Annotated in this window: 17 protein-coding genes; 11 read left to right on the forward strand and 6 right to left on the reverse strand. The window is 61.2% G+C overall.

Going from position 1 to position 21,639, the window contains the following annotated elements; genetic code table 11:
* The first annotated feature begins 128 nt into the window (after positions 1 to 128).
* The 4 genes from BV071_RS02960 (at position 129) to BV071_RS02975 (ending at position 4,908) form a co-directional block, all read left to right on the forward strand.
* A complete protein-coding gene (locus tag BV071_RS02960; protein WP_035601709.1) occupies positions 129 to 320 on the forward strand; it encodes a hypothetical protein in 192 nt (63 codons plus the stop codon).
* A 69-nt stretch (positions 321 to 389) separates the two neighbouring features.
* Positions 390 to 1,523 (forward strand): epimerase, encoded by a 1,134-nt coding sequence (locus BV071_RS02965; protein ID WP_035601712.1) that lies wholly within the window; start codon positions 390 to 392, stop codon positions 1,521 to 1,523.
* An 885-nt stretch (positions 1,524 to 2,408) separates the two neighbouring features.
* Positions 2,409 to 3,626: a hypothetical protein gene (locus BV071_RS02970; protein WP_035601715.1), complete on the forward strand. Its 1,218-nt coding sequence runs from the start codon at positions 2,409 to 2,411 to the stop codon at positions 3,624 to 3,626.
* Entirely contained in the window at positions 3,613 to 4,908 is a 1,296-nt protein-coding gene (locus BV071_RS02975; protein ID WP_265593995.1) for a hypothetical protein, read from the forward strand. Before BV071_RS02970 ends, BV071_RS02975 begins: the two co-directional genes overlap by 14 nt.
* A gap of 12 nt (positions 4,909 to 4,920) precedes the next feature.
* Here BV071_RS02975 and BV071_RS02980 read toward each other — a convergent pair whose 3' ends face one another.
* From BV071_RS02980 to BV071_RS02990, 3 genes are all read right to left on the reverse strand, one after another.
* Positions 4,921 to 6,255, reverse strand: coding sequence for a hypothetical protein (locus BV071_RS02980; protein ID WP_035601723.1), 1,335 nt, complete (start codon positions 6,253 to 6,255; stop codon positions 4,921 to 4,923).
* Positions 6,252 to 7,823 carry a hypothetical protein gene (locus tag BV071_RS02985; protein WP_035601725.1) on the reverse strand — a complete coding sequence of 524 codons (1,572 nt, stop codon included), beginning with the start codon at positions 7,821 to 7,823 and terminating at the stop codon, positions 6,252 to 6,254. Before BV071_RS02985 ends, BV071_RS02980 begins: the two co-directional genes overlap by 4 nt.
* Before the next feature lie 120 nt (positions 7,824 to 7,943).
* Positions 7,944 to 8,324, reverse strand: a complete 381-nt coding sequence (locus BV071_RS02990) for a hypothetical protein (RefSeq protein WP_265593996.1) — start codon at positions 8,322 to 8,324, stop codon at positions 7,944 to 7,946.
* 249 nt (positions 8,325 to 8,573) lie between these two features.
* Here BV071_RS02990 and BV071_RS02995 point away from each other — a divergent pair, with 249 nt between their 5' ends.
* From BV071_RS02995 to BV071_RS03010, 4 genes are all read left to right on the forward strand, one after another.
* Positions 8,574 to 9,779 carry a hypothetical protein gene (locus tag BV071_RS02995; protein ID WP_035601730.1) on the forward strand — a complete coding sequence of 402 codons (1,206 nt, stop codon included), beginning with the start codon at positions 8,574 to 8,576 and terminating at the stop codon, positions 9,777 to 9,779.
* A complete protein-coding gene (locus BV071_RS03000) occupies positions 9,766 to 11,073 on the forward strand; it encodes a hypothetical protein (RefSeq protein ID WP_035601733.1) in 1,308 nt (435 codons plus the stop codon). The genes BV071_RS02995 and BV071_RS03000 overlap by 14 nt, the downstream gene beginning before the upstream one ends.
* Before the next feature lie 186 nt (positions 11,074 to 11,259).
* Positions 11,260 to 12,483 (forward strand): hypothetical protein, encoded by a 1,224-nt coding sequence (locus BV071_RS03005; protein WP_035601736.1) that lies wholly within the window; start codon positions 11,260 to 11,262, stop codon positions 12,481 to 12,483.
* Complete coding sequence (locus BV071_RS03010) at positions 12,470 to 13,546, forward strand: hypothetical protein (RefSeq protein WP_265593997.1); 1,077 nt, start codon at positions 12,470 to 12,472, stop codon at positions 13,544 to 13,546. The genes BV071_RS03005 and BV071_RS03010 overlap by 14 nt, the downstream gene beginning before the upstream one ends.
* Before the next feature lie 472 nt (positions 13,547 to 14,018).
* Here the strand turns inward: BV071_RS03010 and BV071_RS03015 are convergent, their stop codons facing one another.
* The 3 genes from BV071_RS03015 to BV071_RS03025 form a co-directional block, all read right to left on the reverse strand.
* Positions 14,019 to 15,272 carry a hypothetical protein gene (locus BV071_RS03015; protein ID WP_265593998.1) on the reverse strand — a complete coding sequence of 418 codons (1,254 nt, stop codon included), beginning with the start codon at positions 15,270 to 15,272 and terminating at the stop codon, positions 14,019 to 14,021.
* Positions 15,273 to 15,379: 107 nt separating this feature from the next.
* Positions 15,380 to 16,393 carry a hypothetical protein gene (locus BV071_RS03020; protein ID WP_265593999.1) on the reverse strand — a complete coding sequence of 338 codons (1,014 nt, stop codon included), beginning with the start codon at positions 16,391 to 16,393 and terminating at the stop codon, positions 15,380 to 15,382.
* 298 nt (positions 16,394 to 16,691) lie between these two features.
* On the reverse strand, positions 16,692 to 18,035 hold the full coding sequence (locus BV071_RS03025; protein WP_265594000.1) for a hypothetical protein: 1,344 nt from the start codon (positions 18,033 to 18,035) through the stop codon (positions 16,692 to 16,694).
* A 349-nt stretch (positions 18,036 to 18,384) separates the two neighbouring features.
* Between BV071_RS03025 and BV071_RS03030 the strand changes: the two genes are divergently transcribed.
* The 3 genes from BV071_RS03030 (at position 18,385) to BV071_RS03040 (ending at position 21,623) form a co-directional block, all read left to right on the forward strand.
* Positions 18,385 to 19,023 carry a hypothetical protein gene (locus BV071_RS03030; protein ID WP_035601751.1) on the forward strand — a complete coding sequence of 213 codons (639 nt, stop codon included), beginning with the start codon at positions 18,385 to 18,387 and terminating at the stop codon, positions 19,021 to 19,023.
* Between the two features lie 208 nt (positions 19,024 to 19,231).
* A complete protein-coding gene (locus BV071_RS03035) occupies positions 19,232 to 20,314 on the forward strand; it encodes a hypothetical protein (protein ID WP_035601753.1) in 1,083 nt (360 codons plus the stop codon).
* Positions 20,315 to 20,558: 244 nt separating this feature from the next.
* Positions 20,559 to 21,623: a hypothetical protein gene (locus BV071_RS03040; protein ID WP_035601755.1), complete on the forward strand. Its 1,065-nt coding sequence runs from the start codon at positions 20,559 to 20,561 to the stop codon at positions 21,621 to 21,623.
* Positions 21,624 to 21,639 lie beyond the last annotated feature (16 nt).

Raw genomic sequence — 21,639 nt, forward strand, 5'->3', positions numbered from 1 at the left:
GTGAAGTGGCGCGCGAGTGTTTCCGGCGGAAAGTGCCCCTTCCGCCACTCCAAAATCCGCCATCGACACCTGCGCAGTTTTGAGGCAAAAGATATTATCCCCCAAAACCTCTACCCCCTCTTGCCCCCATGAAGCCTCCCACTACCCCCCTGCGTTTCCAGACCGCCCACCGGACCCACCCTCGCCAAACAAGCCGCGCCGGCGCTTGGGACAGCTGGGTCGGAGGCAGCGAAGTTCAATCGACGTCGCTCTTCTTCAAGATGTTCCTCGTCCTCGCAGCAGTCGCGATGATCGCGGGTGCCTTGTTCATGCTCCGCTAGGCTCTCCGGCCCTTTGAAGAAGGCAGCACGGGCTTGCAGTCAGGCCCGCGGATTCTCCATGCTGCCAGAATGAATCGGCGTGATTCGATCAAGCTCGCGGCCGCCACCGGAGCATCTGCCCTTGCGGCCCAGGCGCTTGGCCAGCAGCCCCCTCCCCCAGCCTCCAAGCCGCTGCGCATCCTGATCCTCGGTGGCACCGGTTTCACCGGCCCCCACCAAGTTCGCTACGCCCTCGCCCGCGGGCACAAACTCACCCTCTTCAACCGTGGGCGACGCCCCAAGGAATGGCCGGGTGAAGTCGAAGAACTCACCGGTGACCGCGACAAGGGCGACCTCAAAGCCCTCGAAGGCCGCGAAGGCCGCGAGTGGGACGTCTGCATCGATAACCCAACCAGTGTCCCCTTCTGGGTCCGCGACGCCGGCAAAGTCCTCGCCGGCAAAGTGAAGCACTATGTCTTCATCTCCACCGTCTCCGTCTACGCCGATACCTCCAAGCCCGGCATGGACGAATCCACGCCGCTTCACAAATACGAGGGCGCGGACGCCATGGCCGAGACCAACGAAAGCCTCCGCGCCGACATGGGGCTCTACGGACCGCTCAAGGCCGAGAGCGAACGCGAAGCGGAGAAGCAATTCCCCCGCATCACCACCATCATCCGCCCCACCCTAATCGTCGGCCCCGGCGACGAAACCGACCGCTTTACCTACTGGCCGGCAAGGATCCAAAAAGGCGGTGAAGTGCTCGCGCCGCCCGCGGAGGACCCGGTGCAGATCATCGATGCCCGCGATCTCGCCGAGTGGACCATCCGCATGACCGAGCAAAGAGCCTTCGGCGCCTTCAATGCCTGCGGGCCGGACTACGAGCTCGGCATGGGCGCCATGCTCCACGGCATCCGCGCCGTCACCACTGCGGGTGCCAAATTCACCTTCGTGACCGCGGATTTCCTCAAGGAGCAGAAGGTCGCCCCTTGGGCCCATCTGCCCGTCTGGCTCCCCGCTCAGGGAGACACAGCAGGCTTCGCCCGGACCAGCATCGTCAAGGCCTTGGCGGCAGGCCTCACTTTCCGCCCGCTGGCGACCACCACCAGCGATACCCTCACCTGGTTCAATGCTCAGCCCGAAGAGCGTCGGACAAAATTACGCGCGGGGATCAGCCCCGAACGCGAGGCCGCACTGCTCAAGGCCTGGCACGCCAAAACCTGATAGAATCCACGACACGCAAGCCCGCGCCTGTCGTGAAGCCCGATCCATGCCGACAAACCCGCCCGCTTCACGGAAGCTCAAAGGAGGGGTGGCAGAGTGGTTTATCGCGTCGGTCTTGAAAACCAAAGGCGCTCTTTTTCACCCCTTTGCAGGGTGCTGCAACCTGTTCGTTTATAACGGCAAAGCATCTCAGAATGCCCTTCACGAAGTCTTCAGTTTTCTCAAAACCGGTATACAAATCGGTATAACGAACACATGGGGAAGTTTGGAGACTCACCTTGCAGGCATGGTCCTCAGCGGTGGTCGCTTCCCGCGTAGTCTAGGGAGCTAGTGGAGCAATCCGTGGGCTTCAAGTCCCCCCTCTTAAGGTAAGAGAGCGCGATCCATCAAAGGCTCCCTGTGTCCGAAGTGAGCCGGTGCAGCCACGGCGCCCCCGACACGTTCCCACCAAGGATGAAAGCATTCGACTACACCACGAACGAGAGTGAGCCGACAGCGAACCACCTTCTGGGCGAGCCCGATCTCCCCCACAACGGCGGCCAAGCCGTTTACGTCGATGCGCTTTTGTTCGCCGACGCTCTCAAAGCACCAACCCGAGCAACCACTAGCAATCACAAGATCGCCGGCCGCTGCGGAGCTACAAGCGGCGGCGGAAAATGGACCGATTCGTCGGTTGGCTCCACAGCTACTGGCGACCGTTCTGTGGATGGGAGCGCAAGGCCGGAAACTACCGAGCTCCTGTCGAGTTGGCGTACGCCATGATTCTCCTTCACACGGTTTTGAGATAGCTTCTAGACAGGACTGCCCTCTCCTTGGCATGAAGACAAATGGCCCTCTAGTCGGAGTTATTGATCTGAACAACCTAACTCTCCTCTCTCTAGCGGCATGCCTTCATGGAAATATCGCCTCTTGCTTTGTGCGGGAACACTGGGCCTAGCGACTTGGCTCGGCTACCGGGCTGAGCGCCACGAGACGGATGCGGCGGGTAACAACCCGGTGACCTTCCGCTCGGTGGTCAGGAAGGTGATGGCACCGAAGTCGCGGACCAATGCGATCGACCAGCTGAACCAGATTCGCCACGGGGCGGGGCGCAGCCAGTTGGGAGACCGGGAGATCGCGGAGTGCTGGTCGATCATTCGCGGTTTCACCCTGGAGGATGTGCAGGCCGGCTTGGCGGAGATCCCGGCGATCACTGATAGAACCGTGAGAGGCAACAACGCCAATCACATCCTGATTGGCATGCTCTATTACCGGTGGACCCAACTCGATCCGGAAGCGGCGGTGCAAGCGGTGATCAAGCCTGAGAACAATTCCTTCCTCCCGCCGGTAGCCGCGGCATGGGCTGCCAAGGACCCCGAAGCAGCGTTACGGTGGGCAGCCACCACCGACTCTGAATATGCACAGAACGTCTTTGGGCGCGCTGCGGGCCGAATGCTCTTCACCCAAGATCCGGAGCATGCCTTGATCAAAGCAACTACGGATTTCCCCAAGGCGCTGCCCGGCGTGATCGAGGCACTGGTCGAGCGAAGCGATACTGCCGACTCCCGGCGGGCGGTGATTGAGCAACTGAAGGCTCTGCAAGATCCAGAGGCGCTCGATTACTACATGAGGCTCTTCTACAACCGGCTCCACTACTACCAGAGCCCTGAGAGCTTGCGGGCCCTGCTCAGCGAGATCGACGAAAGCGGCCTCCCTCCCGAGAAGTTGGCGGAGGCTAAAAGGAACATCGAGGGCTCCCTGAGGCTCGATGCCCCCGAGGAGGAACTCCCGGCCATTTTGAAGGCGGGCTCCACCAGTCCCGAGAAGGAGCAGAGTAGCGCCTACAAGACCTGGGCGACGGCGAAGCCTGAGCAGGCAGCAGCATGGGCGATCGCCAACAATCGCACCGACCTCGTGGCGGAGACTGTGAAGAGCCAAGCGATGATCCAGCTCCGCGCGGGCTGGCAGCCAGCGAAACGCGAAACCGGGAATCTCTGGGTGGATGTCTTGAGCCCCCATGTGGAAGCTTGGCAGGCGCAAGACCCTGAAGCCGCCGCAGCCTGGCTCAAGACCATGCCGCTCGACGTCCGCAACCACTACTCGAAGGATCATGCCACGCGTTAAATCCATCACTTCCGTCGGCTTGTTTCGGGGCTGTCTGGCGCTGATGGTATTCGTCGGCTCCAAGGTGGGCCGGCAGCTTGCCCGCTCGGGAATTGTCCATTCCTCTGTCACGGTGAAGAAGCCCGGGCAACGCGAGGCATCGCCCCGGAAGGCAGCCCGGGCCCAAGAGGTGCATGGCGAAGTGGTGGCAGCTTCGATTCGCAAGCTGAATGCTCTCGTCCTGGGTAGTCCCGACCTCTTTTCCGACTGGGAGACGCAGGCGGAAATGGATGGTGTGATCGCGAAGCTCTCCGCCGCGGAACTGGCCGAGGTTTTTGCAGCCGTTGGAACAGGCTTAGGCGATATCTATCAGATCCTGAACAGGAAGGTCGGGGCTGCCTGGATGGCGATGGATCCCGACGCCGCGCTCAAGGCGGCCGTGGCAAAGCAGCATTCGGGAAGAGAGCACTTGGCGGGCATGATCTTTTCAGCTTGGGCAAATCAAGACCCCAAGGGAGCACTCGCTTGGTTGAACTCCGCCGAGATACCCGCGGGACTGCCCTTGCTGCGCGAGGATCTCCGCACACTGGCTCTCGATCAGTTGGTGGAGCGTGACTTCGAACTCGCCACCTCCGAGTTTTTCAAGGCCAGCGGTCCTTCGAATTTTCTCGGTCCCGATGGCCTCTTGGGGAGCTGGGGTGAAAGGTACGGGGACGATCCGGGGATGCGCGACCGCTTGGTGCAATTCGCGAAGAGCACCGGCCGACCTCAGGACTACGCCAATCTGAACCGCGCGCTGCTGCACGATTGGCCACAGGAGGACGCCATGGGGATGATGAACTACTTGCAGGAACTCCGATCCTATCTGGAGTCCGACGCAGTGCCAGCGGATGCACGGCCCGAGGTAGATGCCAAGGCGGTGGGCGCGGCCATCGCCCGCGAATATGACCGCCCGGCACTCGAATGGTGGATGGAACGCTATGGTCAGAGCAAGGAGACGCCTGCCACTCTCAAGCAGGCGATGCGCGGCTGGGTGGGGCAGTATCCGGATGCGATGATGAATTGGTTCCAAGAGCAGCCGCCTAGCCCGCAGCGGGATGCGCTCGCCTCCTCGGTGGTTCCCAGCCTGATCACCAAGAAGAGGTTCGCGGACGCGGTGAAGAGCATCGAGAGCATGCAGGATCCCTACTATCGCCAAGTGTCGGCAGAGCGGCTGAATCTACTGTGGAGCGAGCAGGATGCGACCGCCGCCGCCGCATGGCGTGGTCGTTTGCCGGAGGGGACGCTGCCCGCCTCCAAGTAGGCAGTCGAATTTTCAGCGAATCGCTTTCGCGTTCGCCTCCCAGGCTACCAAACGACGGGCCGCTTCTTCCTTCAGCGGTCCGTCCTGCATTTTCCCCAGAGCCTGCCGCGCGACATCGGCCTTGCCGTGCTGGTCCAGCGCGGCATCGATGTAGCGAGCGTAGGCTCGTTCCCGCCACGTCTCTTGGCTGATGCTGGCGATCCATTCAACGGCCACGTCCGGGTAATCCTTCAGGTAGGATTCCACGCCACAGTCGAACAGGGCCTCCGTTTCCTGCCGCACGGGCAAGGAGGTCGCCCAAAAGGCCGTATTCGCCACTTCCTCACTTGTTGCCCCGCCTTTCAATTTTGATGTCACGTTGGGATCCGCCAAAGAAGCCCAGTCGCCGTGCTGGATCATCAGGTCGATGATGCCAGTGGCCCTTGACGAGCCAGGCTTGGAACCAGCCATCGTGCTGAGCAGGGTCTGCACGCGGGCGACCTCGGGCAAGCCCTCGATGACGTCCGCCACCTGTTCCGGCGACCTCGCATATAAAGGTCGAGCAAGGAGCATGGCCCAGTAGCGAAGCATGCGCGTGTCATTCAGATCGGTTCTCAAGAGCGCCTGCTTAACGGGAACATCATCCGTGGGGCGATAGCCTTGAAAGGTGCCATATTGGAAGAGCTGCTCGGCGGACACCTGATCCGGAGGGAGGGCCTTGAGCATTTGGAGGAAGCTTCCGTAGTTCAGATTGGAGTTCTGGTTCATAAGCGAGACTCCGCAGGAGAGAATCGCTTGATCCCGGTCACGGGCGGAGAACTCACCCAGCTTGTCGGCCACGAGACCGGCGTTCTTGGCCGCCACCTCGACGATCCAAAGGCGGCGGAGGAGCCCAGCCTCAATGCCGAAGTTGCCGCGCTGGATGAGATCCCAACTCGCTTCCGGATTTTCCACCAGAGCGGGGCCCAGTGCGTCCAACAAGGGCCCCATGTCTTCATTCACATAGACCTCCTTGAACCACTGTCCATCCGCCGCCAGGGATTCCGCCAAGGCCGCGCGGATCGCGGCTTCCAAGTCCACCTTCGCCCAAAGGGCGAGGAGTTCGCGCTGGGCGAGCACCCGATCCTTCGACGCCAACTGCGCCGTGGGCATGGCTTTCCAAGCGCTTGCAAACTCATTGCTCCGCCACTGTGCCAAGGGCCGGTCTTCCTTCAGCTCCCGGGCCTCGGTCCGAGCCACGGGCGGAGCCAATTCCTCCGCCGGTGCAACGGTTGCAGACGGGGTGTCTGGCTGCCAACTGAGCAGCCCTGCCAAGCCGGCGACGATCAGATGACTGGCCACCAGAAGAAGACAGGTCCGGGCTTTCATGGATCCTTGGGAGAAAGCTCCTGTTCCACCTTGGTGGCTTGGGCGGGGTTCTTTTTCTTGGCCTGTCGGACTATGCCTGAAACCGCGGCATCACGGTCTGCTCCTGCTGCCATCGATTTCACCGTTTGTTGGTAGTTGTCGCCGAAGCGCTCTGCATAAGCAGAGGCCTTGATCTGGAGTGCTTCGGCCCGCTGCTCCTTCTCTTGCGGAGTCGTCGCGGCTGGCAGTGCGGAGAGGTAGACCTTGAAGAGTTCAGGTGAGACTCTGGAGAATCCGCGCTGGAGCACATCGTATTGGAAGGCTCGCTTCTCCTCCGCTGGCAGGCCCTCGATCAGAGCTCGAGCTTGCACAGGATTTTCCTCCACGAGTTGACGAAACAGGGCCTTCCTGAAGGGCGCATCACCCGCTTTTGCCGTGGCGGGTAGGGCTGCCCGCATGGCCACCAACACCTCGTCTGAGGAGGCGGCCCCGTGGCGGAATTCGTAGCGCCAGTCCCGGCCTTCCTTCAGCACGCCAGAGATGTCCTCGGCTAATAATTCCGTCTCAAGGTCCCCACGAGTGGAGCTTGTGCGCCCTGGCGCTTCTGCCATCGCGCCTACCCTGAGCGCCAGATCAGCCCCAGAGCCCTTCTGGACAGCGGTGAGGGCTTCCTGTCTCGTCCGCTCGGCCACGGTCCCCTTCAAATCTCCGTTCCGGGTCCTCTCTAGCAGCCACACGGCGGCCTCTGGCGAGGATCTTGCGAAGCCGCGCAGAAGCTCGATTTGGTCGAGTTCCTTCTCCTGACGGTTCGCCATTTCCACCAACGATTCCCGTTCGCTAAACGGCAGGGCTTCCGCTGCTCGCAGAAAGGGAGTTCGGCCAATGCCAGTCCAGGGGTTGCGGGACTCGGCCGCTTGGGTGAAGTAGGACGCTTGCTCCGGTACGGCCATCATTGCCGAGTGCAACTTCTCCAAGGCCGCTACCCCTCCACCGGATTTCATCTCTGCCACTAAACCATCGCAAAAACTCCCGGCCGTCACCGGCGTCTTGATCAGCCAAGGCAGGCAGGCCGCAAGTCCGCGTTCCGCGATGAGATCCTTGCAAACATGCTGCCGAAGATCGAACACCACCGCGACGTTTTGACTACTTTCGTCTTTGAGCACGAAATCCATCGCTCCACCTGGATCCTGCCTCATCCAATGCAGCATCCTCACCTCCAACCTCGCAAGCGCTTTGGCCTCCTGCTCTTTCGTCCGCATGACGGAGAAGGGCCGAGCTTCTTTCTGGATCTCTTCCACGGCCGCGGCTTTCACATCCTTGGCCACCGGCAGTGACGCTTTGAGTTCGAGGTATCTTGAATCAGCGTCCGGCTCGCTCTTCGTGCGGGAAGCGAGGAAGTCTTTCAAGAAACGCTGACCTTTCCCGCCATCCATGGTCTGGGTGCGGGAGTTGGTCTTGGCAGGGAGCGAGCCTGACTCCCATTCCCGATGCTGGGAGCTTGCCGGATCACTCTTGTATCTGGCTGCACCGTATACAACCGCGAACACGCAAGCATGCGAGAGCAGGAGCAGCGGAACTTTGCGGTTCATGGCATCACGAAGGGGATGACATGCGGATCTTGCAGTTCTCCTGGAGATATTCAAGGGGGCTCTTGCATGGTTCGAGCTTCGCCCACTCATGGACGGGCTTTCTCCGGCGCGGCTGCTCTCTCATCGAGCAACTCCCCTGCCCTCACGCGAAGCTTCTCCGTTGGCAATCACCTCCCAGACCGAATCCGGGTGAAGGGAGACCACCTGAAGCAGCGCAGTGCGCACCAAGGCGAAGCGACGCTCCTCCGGAATACCGGCGACCAGGTCATCAAGCGCACCCGGATCGGCAATGAGAACGGGAGCCAGCCACTCGGCGACCTCCTCATCCTTGGCACCACTCGCGATGAGAGCTGCCACTTTGGCCCGGGCTTCCTTGGTCCGGCCAGCAAGGGCGGCGAGTCTGATCTTGGCCGGTTCGTCTCCGAGCGGGGCCTTCGCCTCCTCCTCTTTCACAGGCGCAGCCACGATCCTCTTCTCGGGGCTGGAAGTGCGGTGAGCCAAGGGACCCAAAAGCGAGCCGGCGCCAATGGGCAAGAGCCAACGCAAAGCGATGCAGAGCGGCAAAGGGTCTGACGCCATTAGAAAGATCCTCTGCAAAGCAGCCCGAAATCCGCAAGGCCAAGCTAAGTCTTCATCAAGTCTTCACATATCCTACCATGCATCTACAGGGTGGCCTCCACCTCTGGAATTCGCCTCTCCTGACTTCAAGGAGCTTTGACGGGATCGGGCTCGTCGGCTTCTACTTCCGCAATGATAGCGTGGAAGTATCAGCTCCTCCTCGGGCTCGGAACCTTGGGCCTCGCGGTATGGTTCGGCTACAGCGCTGAGCACCACGTGATGGACTCCGCTGGGAACAAGCCAATGACCTTCCGCTCGGTGGTTAGAACGGCCATGGCGCCAAAGACCCGCAGAGATGCCTTGGCACGCCTGAACGAGCTCCGGCACTTGGCTGGGAGGACTCCTTCGACTACCAAGGAACTCGCTGAATGTTGGTCGATCGTCCGCGGCCTCTCAGTCGAGGACATCCAAGCCGCCTTGGCGGAGATCCCGGAGAAACCGCCGCGCGAGGTGAACGCCGAGCTGATCAACATGCTCTATTTCCGCTGGGGGCAAGTTGATCCGCAGTCAGCCGCCCAACAGGCAAGTCAAGCGAACGCCGACATTGCCCCAATCATGGCGGTCGCAGTAGCCTGGGCATCCAAGGATCCAGAGGCAGCCCTGCGCTGGGCTGCAACAACCGACGACCGCCGGGCGAAGAGCTTGATCGGTCGGGCAGCAGGAAAGGCGTTGGCCCAGCAGAATCCGGATGATCCCTTCGCGAAGGCGACTTCGATTCTTCCCGAATCTGCCAGCGGAGTTGTAAGCGCGATGGCAGACCGGAGCACTTCAGCGGAAGCACGAAGGAAGGATCTTGCCCGATTGAAGGAGATGCCGGACACGAAGCACTTGGAAAGCTACCTCAGGATGCTCGTCTCGAATCGCTATGGCCAAGATCAGGAAAGCCTACAGGCGATGCTCGATGATGTGGGAAACGCGGGCATTCCGGCAGAAATGACAGCGAAGTTCCGGGGGGATATCAGAAGAGTCATCGCTTTTCGCGCCCCGTCGGAGAGTTTAGGAACGGCTCTCCAGGAAGGGGCTGAAACTCCAGAAAAGCAGCAGCAAACCTACCGCTCTTGGGCAGTCGCCAATGCCTCGGAATCCGCCAAGTGGGCCGTCGCCAATGGGCGCGCTGATCTCGTGGCGCACACCGTAAAGGAGGCATCCCTGGGACTTCTACGCGATGGCTGGCAAGAGGGCGCGGGGAATCCCTACAGTCCATGGACCAAAGGGGTAGTCGCCCAGTTCCAAGCTTGGAACGAAGCCGACCCAAGTGGTGCCGGCGCATGGCTCAAGACGATGCCGGGAGACCTTCGCAGCTATCTAACCGAAAGCGACAGCCATGCCACGCATTAAGCCCCTACTCTCCCTCGCGCTCCTGTCAGGTGCTCTGGCTCTGATCGCCTGTCTGGGTTCCCGCGGCGGACGTTTCCTCGCACGTTCGGGGATCGTGCATCCATCGGGGCCCTCATCTGCTCGCAAGCCGATCGATGAGAGCGGAGCGGCGAAGGACAAAGCCGCCGAACAAGAACTACTACGTGCGGATCTGGTCGAGACCTCGATCAAGAGGCTCAAGGCGCTCGCCGGGAATTGCCCGGACCTGCGCGAGGACTGGGAAACCCAGGCGCAGATGGATGGCGTCATTGCCAAGCTCTCCGCCCGCGAATTGGCAGAGGTCTTTGCGGCAACCAACTTTCAACTTGGGGACCGTACCGCTGTTTTGCCGATGAAGATTGGCACCGCGTGGATGGCTCAGGACCCGGACGCAGCGCTCAAGGGCCTTGTCGAATGGTCGGAGCGAAGTGGCTACGGAGGCTATCTGGTTGCTGCAGTCTTCGGGAATTGGGCCGGCGAAGCACCGGAGGCGGCGCTGGCATGGCTGAACTCCGCGGAGTTTCCTGCGGATCCCCCCACCCTGCGCGAGCAACTCCGGGAATCGGCGCTCTATACCTTGGCCGAGCGCGACTTCGACCTCGCTACCGCGGAGTTTCTCAAGATCACCGGCCCTTCGTCATCCCGCTCGGATTCGCAAACGATCATGAGCAACTGGGCGGCGCTCCACTCCGATGATCCAGTGATACGGAGCCGCTTGATCGACTTCGCCAAGTCCACCAGCAATCCCAAGGACTACGCCGAGCTCAATGCCGGGCTGCTCCAGCGCTGGCCGCAGGAGGACGCCATGGGAATGATGAGCTATCTCCAGGAACTGCAATCCTACCTGGAATCGGATGCCGTGCCCGCCGCGGCCCGTCCTCAAGTGGATGCCAGCGCGGTAGGCGTGGCGATCTTCCGCGAGTATGACGGCCCGGCGCTGAAGTGGTGGATGGAGCGATACGGCGATAGCCGGGAAACCCCAGCGCCGATGAAATCCGCGATGGCAGACTGGATGAAAAAGTATCCCGACAAGGCGATGCAATGGTTCCAAGAGCAGCCAGCCGGGCTACAACGCGACTCCTTGACGACCTCGGTGATTCCCTCGCTGATCACCATGAAGCGCTTTGACGATGCGGCGAAAAGCATCGAGAACATTCAGGATCCGACTCTCCGGCAAAATAGTGCGCAGCGCCTGAACATTCTCTGGAGCGAGCAAGACGCCGCCGCAGCCAAGACTTGGCGGGAGAGTCTTCCCACCGGCACCCTCCCGGACTAGCCGCGGGGCTCACGAAGCCGGTGCAAGACAACTGCGCCGGGACTTCAGGGCCGATAACCTTTCTCCCGGAAGCGATCTAGCAGGACCTTCAGCACCTCATCAAACATCCGTCCGGATTCCCCTTGAGTTGACACAAGCCCCCCGCCCGGCATCGGATAGGGAGCCCAATCTCTTGCCATTCACAGAATGAAAATCCTCAGCTCCCTCCTCCTGGCCCTCGCCGCCGCGGGCGGCAGTTGGATCGGCTACCTGGCTGGAGCTGGACCGGACCTGGCGGAAACGATGTGGGCAGCCCGGGAAAAGCCAACCACAACCCGCGAAGCGCGCCGCGACACCGGCCATCAGGCCCTTTCACGGCCCAACGCGACCGACGTCCTCCTGAAGCTCAAGTCCGGGGATCCCGGCGGCTCAAACCGCCTCCTACAAGCGAAGGCGTGGGAGGACGTCCGCACCTTCACGGCGGAGCAGTGTCGGGAAGGGCTAAGGGTGACTGGAACCGGCACGATCGAGGAGATGAGCCCGCCCGGAGCCGAGATGCTCTTCTTCCGCTGGGCCGAGGTCGATCCGCAGGCCGCAATGGGAGCTGCGATGGACCTTTCCAAGCCATTCAACCTGCAATACGCGAGAAGCGTCCTGGCCGCATGGTTCAAGAACGATCCCGAAGCGGCCTACCGCTGGAGCAAATCGGATCCGCGCATGGCGAAGAACCTGAGGACGGAGGAGATGATGGGATCGGTCCTGCTTGGCGAGCCAGCGGAATCAGCCATGGCCAAGGCGATGCTGATGGGTGAAGGCGTGCGCGAGCGGGTGTTCTGCGTAAATGGGGCAATCGCCGGTTCCAGTGGGAAGGAGGAGCGAGATGCCTTCATCAAGAAACTTTCGAAGTTTGGAGAAGATGAACGCTACGCCGGGACGAGGCTACTCCTACGCTCCTGGGGGGCTCAGGAGCCGCGTGAGGTGCTCGATCATTGGGATGAATTCAGCTATCAGGACAGGCCGGGGGGCCGGCCAGTCAGGGACGAGATCCTAGGCCGTTGGGGAGCACGGCAACCCGCGGAGGCCATGACATGGCTTGATGAGAACCCGCTGCCGGATCGTCAAGCACGGCAACTCGACATCTATTCTCGCTGGGTAGAGCGCGATTCGGAGGCAGCGGGACAATGGCTGGAGGGTCGCGAGAATGCGGGAGACTACGCGGAGCTCTTGGTCAAGCAGGCCCTCTCCCAGGCCCTCAACAACACGATGGATCACTTCTCGTCCAAGCAGGTGACCGAACGGCGTGATGAACTGCTGCGCCGCCACTATCAGCTCTGGGAGAGGAAGCAACCCGAGGCGGCCACGGTGTGGCTGAATCAGCTCGATGCCGCCTCAGCGGACAAAATCCGAGGAGATGCGGATGAAGGCCGCTAACAAAGGTTCGCCATCACCCGGCATGCCATGGGGCTGGGCGCCGCTCGTCGCCATCCTCGCTGGCTTGATCTCCTATGGAATTGGTTACGCGAAGCGCAAGACGCCACTGCCCCAGGCCTTCCAATGGAGCAAGGTCTCCGAACATGAAACCGACCTATCATCTACCGGCGGCTCGCCCCCGAAGGGCGACCGCGCCGAGCACTTGATGCGGGTGCGAAAGCGACTCTTGCATCTGTGGAGAACGTCGCCGGAGCCTTTCGCGGACTGGGAGCTTAAGCGGGAGACCTCGCGCCTGTTGGAAACCCTGAGCGCCGCCGAGCTGGAAGCATGGTTCAAAGAAAGAGACTATGGAATTGTCTACGCCGATGGGCTGCTCAAGCGGGAACTCCTCCGGGCCTGGGCCAGGAAGGATGGGCCTGGTGCCGTAATCGGCTCCTCCACCGGGTCTCGCCTTGGCGATAATTGCATCCCCGCATTCATCGCTTGGGGCGAAAAGGACCATGAGGCAGCGCTCCTCTGGCTGCGGGACGTGGTGCTGCCGCCGCCGCTCGAAAACGAGAAGAGCTCGATCCGCGTGAACTTCTTGTTGCAACTGGTCAAAGCGGACCTCGCCCGGGTGGAGCAGGAACTTCCCTTCATGGATGCCAGTGAGCGCAACAGCACGCTCCGTGCGCTTGCCCTCAATGCCCCGAACGATCCCGAGGCTCAAAATCGTCTTCGTGAACTGGCCGCCCAATCCGCGGAACCAAGCGATGCCCTCAGGATCGAAAGCGACTTGCTGACGCGCATGGCCCAGACAGATCCGGCCGCGGCGCGGGCGCGTGTGGATGCCATGGAGTTGGAGCCGGCCCGCCGCGCCGTGGTGGAATGCGGCATATTGGAGGGTGCCGCACGGGATCATCCTGAAACGGCTTTCCCAGAGTGGCTCTCTCGCCATCCAGTGGACCAAGCAATCCCCGAGGAATTCTGGCCAACGCTCAACCAGAGCTTCACTTTTCAGCGCAAGGAGATGACGGCATGGATGGACTCGCTGGAAGCCGGGCCGCTGCGCGATCAAATCTAGGAGCGCGGAACCCGCCTGATCGCATCTACCGGCGACTATGCGAAAGCCGCCAACTATGCCTTCAATATCCAGGATCCCTCCCGCCGCCACTCCGCCATGGAAGTGCTCAAGGTGATGTGGAGCTAGCGGGATCCCAGCAGAGCCAGCCAGGGGCTGGGTAGCTTGAGCCAAGAGGACCGGGCACAATGCTCGTCAAATAGCGATGACCAGGACGAGGATCAGGGTCGAAGGTTTGGCAAAGGTTCGCATGGGCAGATGGCAAGATCCCAATTCAAAAGCGGCCGTTAACGACCTTCCCCTTGATGGCATGGCATCTTGTTCCATACTGCAAGCCGTGGGGGAGGAAAACCCGCAGTTGAAAGACTACGTGCCCCGAGTCATCGAGGCCATGCAGGAAAAGCAAGATTACGCGGGTGAGAAGGTCCCTCCTCGACAGCGATGCAGCAACTCCAGTCGGCTGAGGACCCTTGCCTCATGGCTTGACCTCCACACGCACTTCCACCTCGCCGCCGCGCATGCGTTCATGGTCGGCAAGCACGCTCTGCCGGAGCTCGGGATCGGCGATGCGTCCAATCCACTCACCTGCCCGCTCGGGGTCCTTGCGCTCCATGTAGAAGTCCGCGAAGCCGGCAGCCATCCGCGCCTGCTGCTCGGGCGTCAGGCTACCCGCATGGGAGTCATACCAGACCTGCGCGCTCGCGGAGTCGCTGTGAAGCCAGATCCGGGCGGCATTCCGCATCGCCCCGGCTTCCACCCAACTCTCCTGCACTGCCAAGTCGAGCAGTTTCTCCGGCTCCTGTACCGACATCGCTTTTAGCAGAGGTCGATAGATCTCGGGATCGCCCTGGATCAGCCCCGGCCTGGTCTCCTGCAAGAGATCCCACACTCTGGCCGAGTAATTCCGTCCGATGCCGGCAATGACGCTCGATAGGAACTCCGCGCCCTCACCCGCGCGATCTGAGCCGAACAATCCTTCCGCAAAGGCCAATGCCTCGAGGATCCTGGCATCCCGTTCCGCCTCATTCTGGAAGGAGCTGCGGGCCGCAGGATAGTCGCCCACGCCACTCGCCAATACCTTCAACAAGTCCGGCGAACCGTTCACAAAGGCCTCTGGATCGATCAGCCCCAGGCTATTCAAATTTTTGAGCCTGGCGCTGATGCCTTGATAGGCGGCTACTTTCTCGGTCGGATCGCTGAATGTTTCCACCTTGGCCATGTGAGCAGCGAGATCTTCACCCGCGCCGGTGCCGCCACTGAAGATCCAGGGGAGCAGGCTATTGCGACGAGCTCCCGGCGGAATGTCCCGGGTCACCAAAGCCAAGACCTCATCCAACTTGCCAAGACTGACGCCCCGCCTCACCGCCAGTTGCATCTCTTGGGTGAGGAACTCGCTGTCGTGACATTGCAGCAAAAGGCTCCAAACCTCCTCAAACTCTCCTGCCCCGAACTTCTGGATGTTGTCGTGAAGCTCAAATCCGTTCTTCTCCGCGACCGCCTTGCGCAACGCTACCAGGCCGGGTGATGCCGTGGCAGGATGCTTGCCGGCTTTTACAAGGGGAGGAGTCGTATCCTGCCGGGCACCTGTCTTAGCCGGAGACGAGGCCAGTGGAGGAAGCCTCTCGGAAGATTCAGCACCGTCTTCTTGGCGAGCTTCCCACATCACAAACGCCACAAGCGCGAGCAGGATGCCTGCGAACCCGAAGGGCCATTTTGCCGACTGCATCATATGATTCCGTGCGGGTGATATCTGATAAAAGACACCTTGGGCGGAAAATCCTTGGAAAAATTTCATGCGAATCAATCCAGCCTTTGCCGGCCGCTGCCTGCTCCGGATCATTCATCAGGATCCGTCCATTCCAGCTCCCGCCCCCGGACCTGAAGCATACCTTCGGCCGACTTCTTCGTCGCAGGATCGGTGATCTGCCCGTAAGCCCACCGGAAGTTTTCCATGGAATGATGCGAGTCCAGAGCCAGCCTGGAAAACTGGAGCAGAGCGCGTTTCTTCCGCCAATCATCCGAATCCATGCCGGAGATCCACTCCTTGGCCGCCTCTGGATCGTCACGGAGGAGCCCAGCCACAGCTCCGTCAAAAATGCGCTGCGTCTCGGACCGCTCCGGTAGCTTCATCGCCCACTCGGCCTTCTCCTTGGGGTCCATCTCGTATTCGTCGAGCTTCCCAGCCCCGAGGGTCGCGACCACACCCCATTCTCCTTTCTCCATCGCAAGATCAAGCGCTGGAATCAAAGCAGGCGAATCGGGATACAACTGGGCAAATAGAGAGTTCAAAGCCTGCTGCCTGGCATTTTCCGGCAAAGCAGACCACTGAGCCTCCATGGTAGCTCGATCCGCTTCCCGGAGACTCGCTGCCCACGCAAACTGCGCTGCTATCTTCTCGCGCCCTGAGGACATCGCGGTCCACTTCTCACGCAGTGCATTGCTATCGCCGCCTGTCGGCATCGCATTGCAGGCCATCATCAGCCATTGGAAATTCTCCTGGCTTGGCGGGAGACTCGTGAGCTTTTCGACGATCTGGTCGAGGCTTCCCGGTTTCTGCCCAGCCCCGACCAGCGCGGAGGACACGGCCTCGCGCAGCAGTCCACGCGGCATTTCACCGAGCATCGAGACCACCAGCACCGGATCCGAATACGCGACCGAATTGATCCACTCCCGCAGGATGATCTGTGCGCCCGGATCATAGCGGCCGCTCTGAATGAGCTTCCAGGCGCCGAGCGGATCTTTCCAGAAGGCTTTTTGGAATGCACCTAGCAGAGGATGCTCATTGGTTCCTTTCAGATCGTCGTCCCAGGCTTCTGCCATCACGGCATCAAGAGCCGCGGCGAGATCCACTTGGGCCCATTCTTCAAGAAGCTCCCTCTGCTTCTTCAGGCGTTCCTCCACGGTTTGATCGCCTGCGCGGAGCTGACGCCAGGCTTCGCGGAACTGCTCTGATCGGCTTCCGCCAGTTGCCCGCTTGGCCACCGACTCCGGGTGAAGTTGGGTCTGAAGATGGGAGTCGAGCTGCGTTGTTCCGGGAGAGTTCGGGGCTTGGTTTCCATCCGCATTCGGACCAACCGCTATCACCGCGAAAGCAATGCCGGCCGCCAAGGCCGCGAGGTGGCTCAGGATGAGGGTGCTCCGTTTCATCTCATTTCCCGCCTTGAGTTGCCGATGCCCACAGCTCGCGGAGCTTGGGGTCCTTCACTTCGTCGATGAGTTCCTTCGCTGAGTCGTCTTGGCCTTCCTCGGAGAAGGACGTGGCCAAACCATACAGCCCCATGTCGCGGTCAGGGCCCGCCGGCAAGCCCCGGATCCATGCCGTGTAGCCGTCGCCCATACGCTCGTAGTTCAGCGACGAATTGCTGAGCCACGCATCCAAGCGTCCCTGCCAAAGCTCGGGCGAATCGGCCGGCACCAAGGACATCGCCTTCAGGAAAATGTCCGGGTCGATATTCTTGAGCGAATGGCTCCCCGCTTCGAGCATCAGCTTGTAGCGATCCTCTTCGCCAAGGCCCTTGAGCAGCTCTTGGGCTTTCACCGGATCTTCCTCCACCAACTGGAAATAGACATGCTTCCTCAGTTCCGCCGGATCCTCCGCAGCGAAAGCGGGCAATCTCTTGCTCACCACAGCGAGGATCTCCTCCACGCCTGCTTCGCCACGGCGGAAGGCATAGCGCCAGTCCCTTCCTTCGTTCAGAACATCGTTCACATCGTGACCCGCGATGAATTCCGGAGCCGAGTCTCCCATGCGCTCTTTCAAGAAGTTCGCCCGCTCTTCAATGCTGAGATCGCGCTGCTGGAGGATCTTCGTCATGAAATCCTGATTGGAACGCAGGGCGGCTCGCAAGTCCTCCGGGACCGTGTCATCTCCCATGACCCGCCACACCCAACGCGCCAAGTCCGCCGAGGGCATGGTTCCACCCAGTCCCGTCAGCAAGCCAGGACGCTTCTCCTCCGTGGCGAGTTTCAGCAATTCATTCAGGCGGGCGACCGGCCAACTGCTTCCTATCGCGGCATCGAAGTACTGCCGATTCCCGCCATCGACCAGCTTCGCCAATTCGGCGTAGGCAGTTGGATCCGGATTCGCGCCAAAAGCCCGTGCCACTTGCAGCTTCGCATAGAAGCCATCGAATACCGATTGTCCCATGACCTGCAATCCGGCGCGCCAGCCCTTGCTCTCCAGAAAGCGCGCAAATGCCAACATCCCGTGGCGTGTGAAAGCCTCCTCATTGAGCTTGGACTTGCCCGAGCCCGCCCAGCGGAAGGCAGCGAGGAGATCCTGCTCCATCCACAGATAAAGGAGCTTCGTCACCTCAGGCGATGGCGGGCCCGCCCCGAACTCACCGGTCGCCCACTCTCGCATCGCATCCTCCAAGGCGGCGGGAATGTCGGCGGGAGCTGCAAGAGCGGAGAATCGCCGCTCGAATTCCTTGGCTGCGAGTTGGGGGTTGCCATCCGGTGTCTCCTTCTGGGTGGCAGCGGGAGTTCCCATGCGTTCACTGGCTTTCGCTGGCGCTTCCGCAGCTTGAAGCTCGTTGGCGTCCCGGCGATCCAATGCCAGCCGGCCACCCCACCATCCCAGAGCCAAAACCCCTAGGTGGCTTGCAAGCACCACCAGCCGGGCCCGCATCTTTGTCATGGCTACCTAATGGAGAGTTAGGTCGCCTCCAGCAAGCAGAGGCTGGCTCTTTCTCCATTTTTCTCAGGGCCTCCTGTCCTAACTGAAGCATCCCAACACCACGGAAAAAAAAGCGGGCCGCCCGCAGAGGATTTATCTAGAAGCGGGACACTCCTGGACCTGCATGAGCAAGCGAACACGCCCACCTCTATTTCCGCGCCTCTTGTCCTTGTGGCTCGGCCTGCCGGTGCTGATCTTCTTCCTCTGGGCCTGGCGCGATTCCATGGTTCACTCGTTCGCGTTCAATCTGAAGCACGGCAAGACCTTCGTCATGGCCTGGCCGCCTCTTGAGCGCATGCCAAGCCCGGCGACGCCCTCCGTACCGCTCGCCTACGAACCGAACCTTGATCTTCCCTCCCTCGACGTCCCGGCATGGGAGGAGTTCGGGAAGGAGGTGGCCTACTTTAATTCGAGCATTCCCGAGGACAAACGCATGCCGCTCGCTCCCCACCGGCCTCTTGAGCTGCGGCCCGACGATCTCTACCGCAATTCCAATCGCACCGCGATGCAGCCCTATCTCGGGCTTGGCAGTGCTGAAGGAGTCGTTTGGTTCTCTTCTTGGATCGCCCCGGACTTCCCGAAGACACCGGAATGGACCTACCTCCACAAGTTCTCGGGTGCTCCTTGGTTCGCCGCCTTGGAGTGGACGCACAACGAGCAATTCCAAATCCACAGCCTGCGCATTCCCTACTGGGCAATCGTTTCCGCCTATACCTTGGGCTGGTTTGCCTTCTTGGCTTGGAGGCGGCGGCGGCTCAGGAAGCAACTGTCGCTCATGTCGCAGGACGCCCCGTCATCCTGAGATGGCTCGGGGGAAGATAATGATACCTGTCCCGATGACTTGACCACCGGGGCCGGACTTTCCATAAAGGTTATGGACTTGTCCCGTGTTGTTCTCCCGGCCGTATCTTCTTTTTCTTCTCGGCGGAGTCCTCCTTTGCGGGTGGGCGGGCAGCCGTCTGCACCCGACTCAGCCCGCCCCCTCCGTTCCGGCCGGAAAGGACAAGCGAATGCCCGACTCCACCCCGGCACGGCAGGACATTGGCACCCGCAGCGCTGAGAAGGACATCCCCACGCTCGTGCGGGACCTTATCGCGAGCTTCCCGAAAGACCCGGGGAACACCCCGCACTTCGAAGCATGGGACCACATCCGCGGCTTCTCTCTGAAGCAAGTCCAAGAGGCGCTGCAGATTGCCGGCGAACCGCTGGGAAATAATCCCGAAAACCTCGTCGCTTCCATGCTGCTCAACCGATGGGGTGAGTTGGAGCCCGAGGCTGCGCTCGGCTCCCTTGCGGGGCGGAGGCACGACAACAAGGAGGGCCTTGTCATGAATCTCGTCGGGGCTTGGATTCAAAGGGATCCGGACGCCGCCATCCGCTGGGCGCAGGCGCATCCGGAGGAAATCGAGATGGCAAGGATTCACCGCATGCGCGCGGCCACGATCTTGGGACAGCCTCCCGCCGCCGCGCTCGCCGAAGCCCGCCAACTGCCCCCTGAGGTCCGGCAACATGTGGTTGGCATGCTTGCCCAAACCATGATGGAGAGCGAGCAGGACCGGACGCGCTGCTTTGAGCTGTTAGCCGGCATGGCTGAGAGCGATCGCCTCCACGCCGCGGAAACCATGGTGAAAACCATGACCCGGCGGTCTGCCCGCGAGGCGCTTGATCTGCTGGAGACGCTGCCGATGAGCGAGGAAGCACGGCAAAGGGCCATGACCTCGACTGTCACGAGCTACGCCCGGCAGATGCCGGGCGAGGCAATTGAATGGCTGGCAAGCCAGTCCGGTATCGGAGGCAAGGAGCTACGAGGCTCTACCTTCAACGATTGGGGCAGCCAGAATGCAGCCGCCGCGGACGCGTGGCTAGAGAAGCAAGCGGAGCCGGCCTCGATCCTCGCGGCGGCATTGGAAGCGGCTAATCTCAAGATGCTCTCCAGCAATGTCGAAACGACGTCGCGGACGCTTCAAGGGGAGCGCATGCGGTCCTACTACCTCCGCTGGCAGGCACTCGAACCGGAGCCCGCGGCACGCTGGTTGGAAAAACTGCCGTCCGACGTTTCGGAATTCATCATCCCGGAGCTGCACGATGAATAGTAGAACCCGCCAGATGATGCAGCGCGGAGGTATCGCCATTGCTGCCTTCGCGCTCGCCGGGTGGCTGGGCTACCGGCGGCCTCAGACAGCAAGCGAAGGACTCTCCCCAAACGGCAAGGAAGACACAACAGCTTCACTCCGGCACCGCGGATTGACGGCAACCGGCGGGAAAGGCCCGGGCGGCTCAACGTTGGGGAATGGATCCACCTTATCCTCCGAATCGCCTGCGGAACGAGCCGAGCGGGTGAAGACGCTGAAGCAGCGGCTCAAGAATCTCTGGCTGAGCACTCCCGAGAATGCGATCAACTTTGAGCTTCACAACGAGACCCACCGTTTGCTCGCCGGCCTGGAAGCCAGTGAGCTTTCCGACTTCTTCGGGGAGCTCCCGCCACCCGGCGGGCTTCCTGCGCATGTGTTTTTCCGCTTGGAGGTGCTGAAAGCCTGGGCACGGAAGGATGGCCCGGCGGCTGTCTTGAACTGCGCGAGCGGTCTGAACAGTGACACCTACTGCAGGGCGCGAGCCATTGGCGCATGGTGTGACGCGGACCCGGATGCTGCGCTGGCCTGGCTGCACAGCGCCGATCTGCCGTCGGAGCCTAACCTCGGGCGGATACTGCGTGCCAATCTATTGGGCACTCTTGCGAGAACCGACTTGGCGCGCGTCATCGACGAGCTGCCGCGTCTGGATCAGAGAGAACGTCTATCGATTGCCAGGGATCTCGTGGTGATGGCATCCGACCAGAAAGAGCAACTGGAGAAGCTTCTCGCGGTTGCCCGGGAGTCCACACCCCAGGGAAAGATGAGCGCCGCGGAGGAAAACCTCCTCCTGAAAACCACGAAAGCCGATCCACAGGCCGCGCTGGATCAGCTCGATTCCGCAACTCATCTCGATGCCTCCGAGCGCAAGCGCCTCGATATCTCCGTGCTCGATGCCCATGCCTATGAAGCTCCGGTTCCCGCCTTTGCCCAATGGCTCGAACGCAATCCTGGAATGGACTCATTCCCGCAGGAAGCGCACTCCACGCTCAGCTTGGCCTTGGCCAACCACACCGAAGCAATGAGCGCTTGGCTTGAGCACATGCCTACCGGACAGCTCCGGGATTCCTTCTACGAACACGGCGTCTGCGCCTTTGCCGAGAGCGGCCGCTTCGAGGAAGCCCTCCGCTTCAGCTCAAGCATTGCGGATCCAGTGATGCGGGACGATTCCCTTCGGGCGATGCACGCTTTCTGGAAAACCATCGATGCCGCAGGTGCCCGGGAATGGATTCAATCCCTTCCCTCTACAGACCGTGCCTTGTTTGAAGATTGAGAGCCGCCGTCAATTC

This window comes from Haloferula sp. BvORR071, assembly GCF_000739615.1.
Lineage (GTDB): Bacteria > Verrucomicrobiota > Verrucomicrobiia > Verrucomicrobiales > Akkermansiaceae > Haloferula.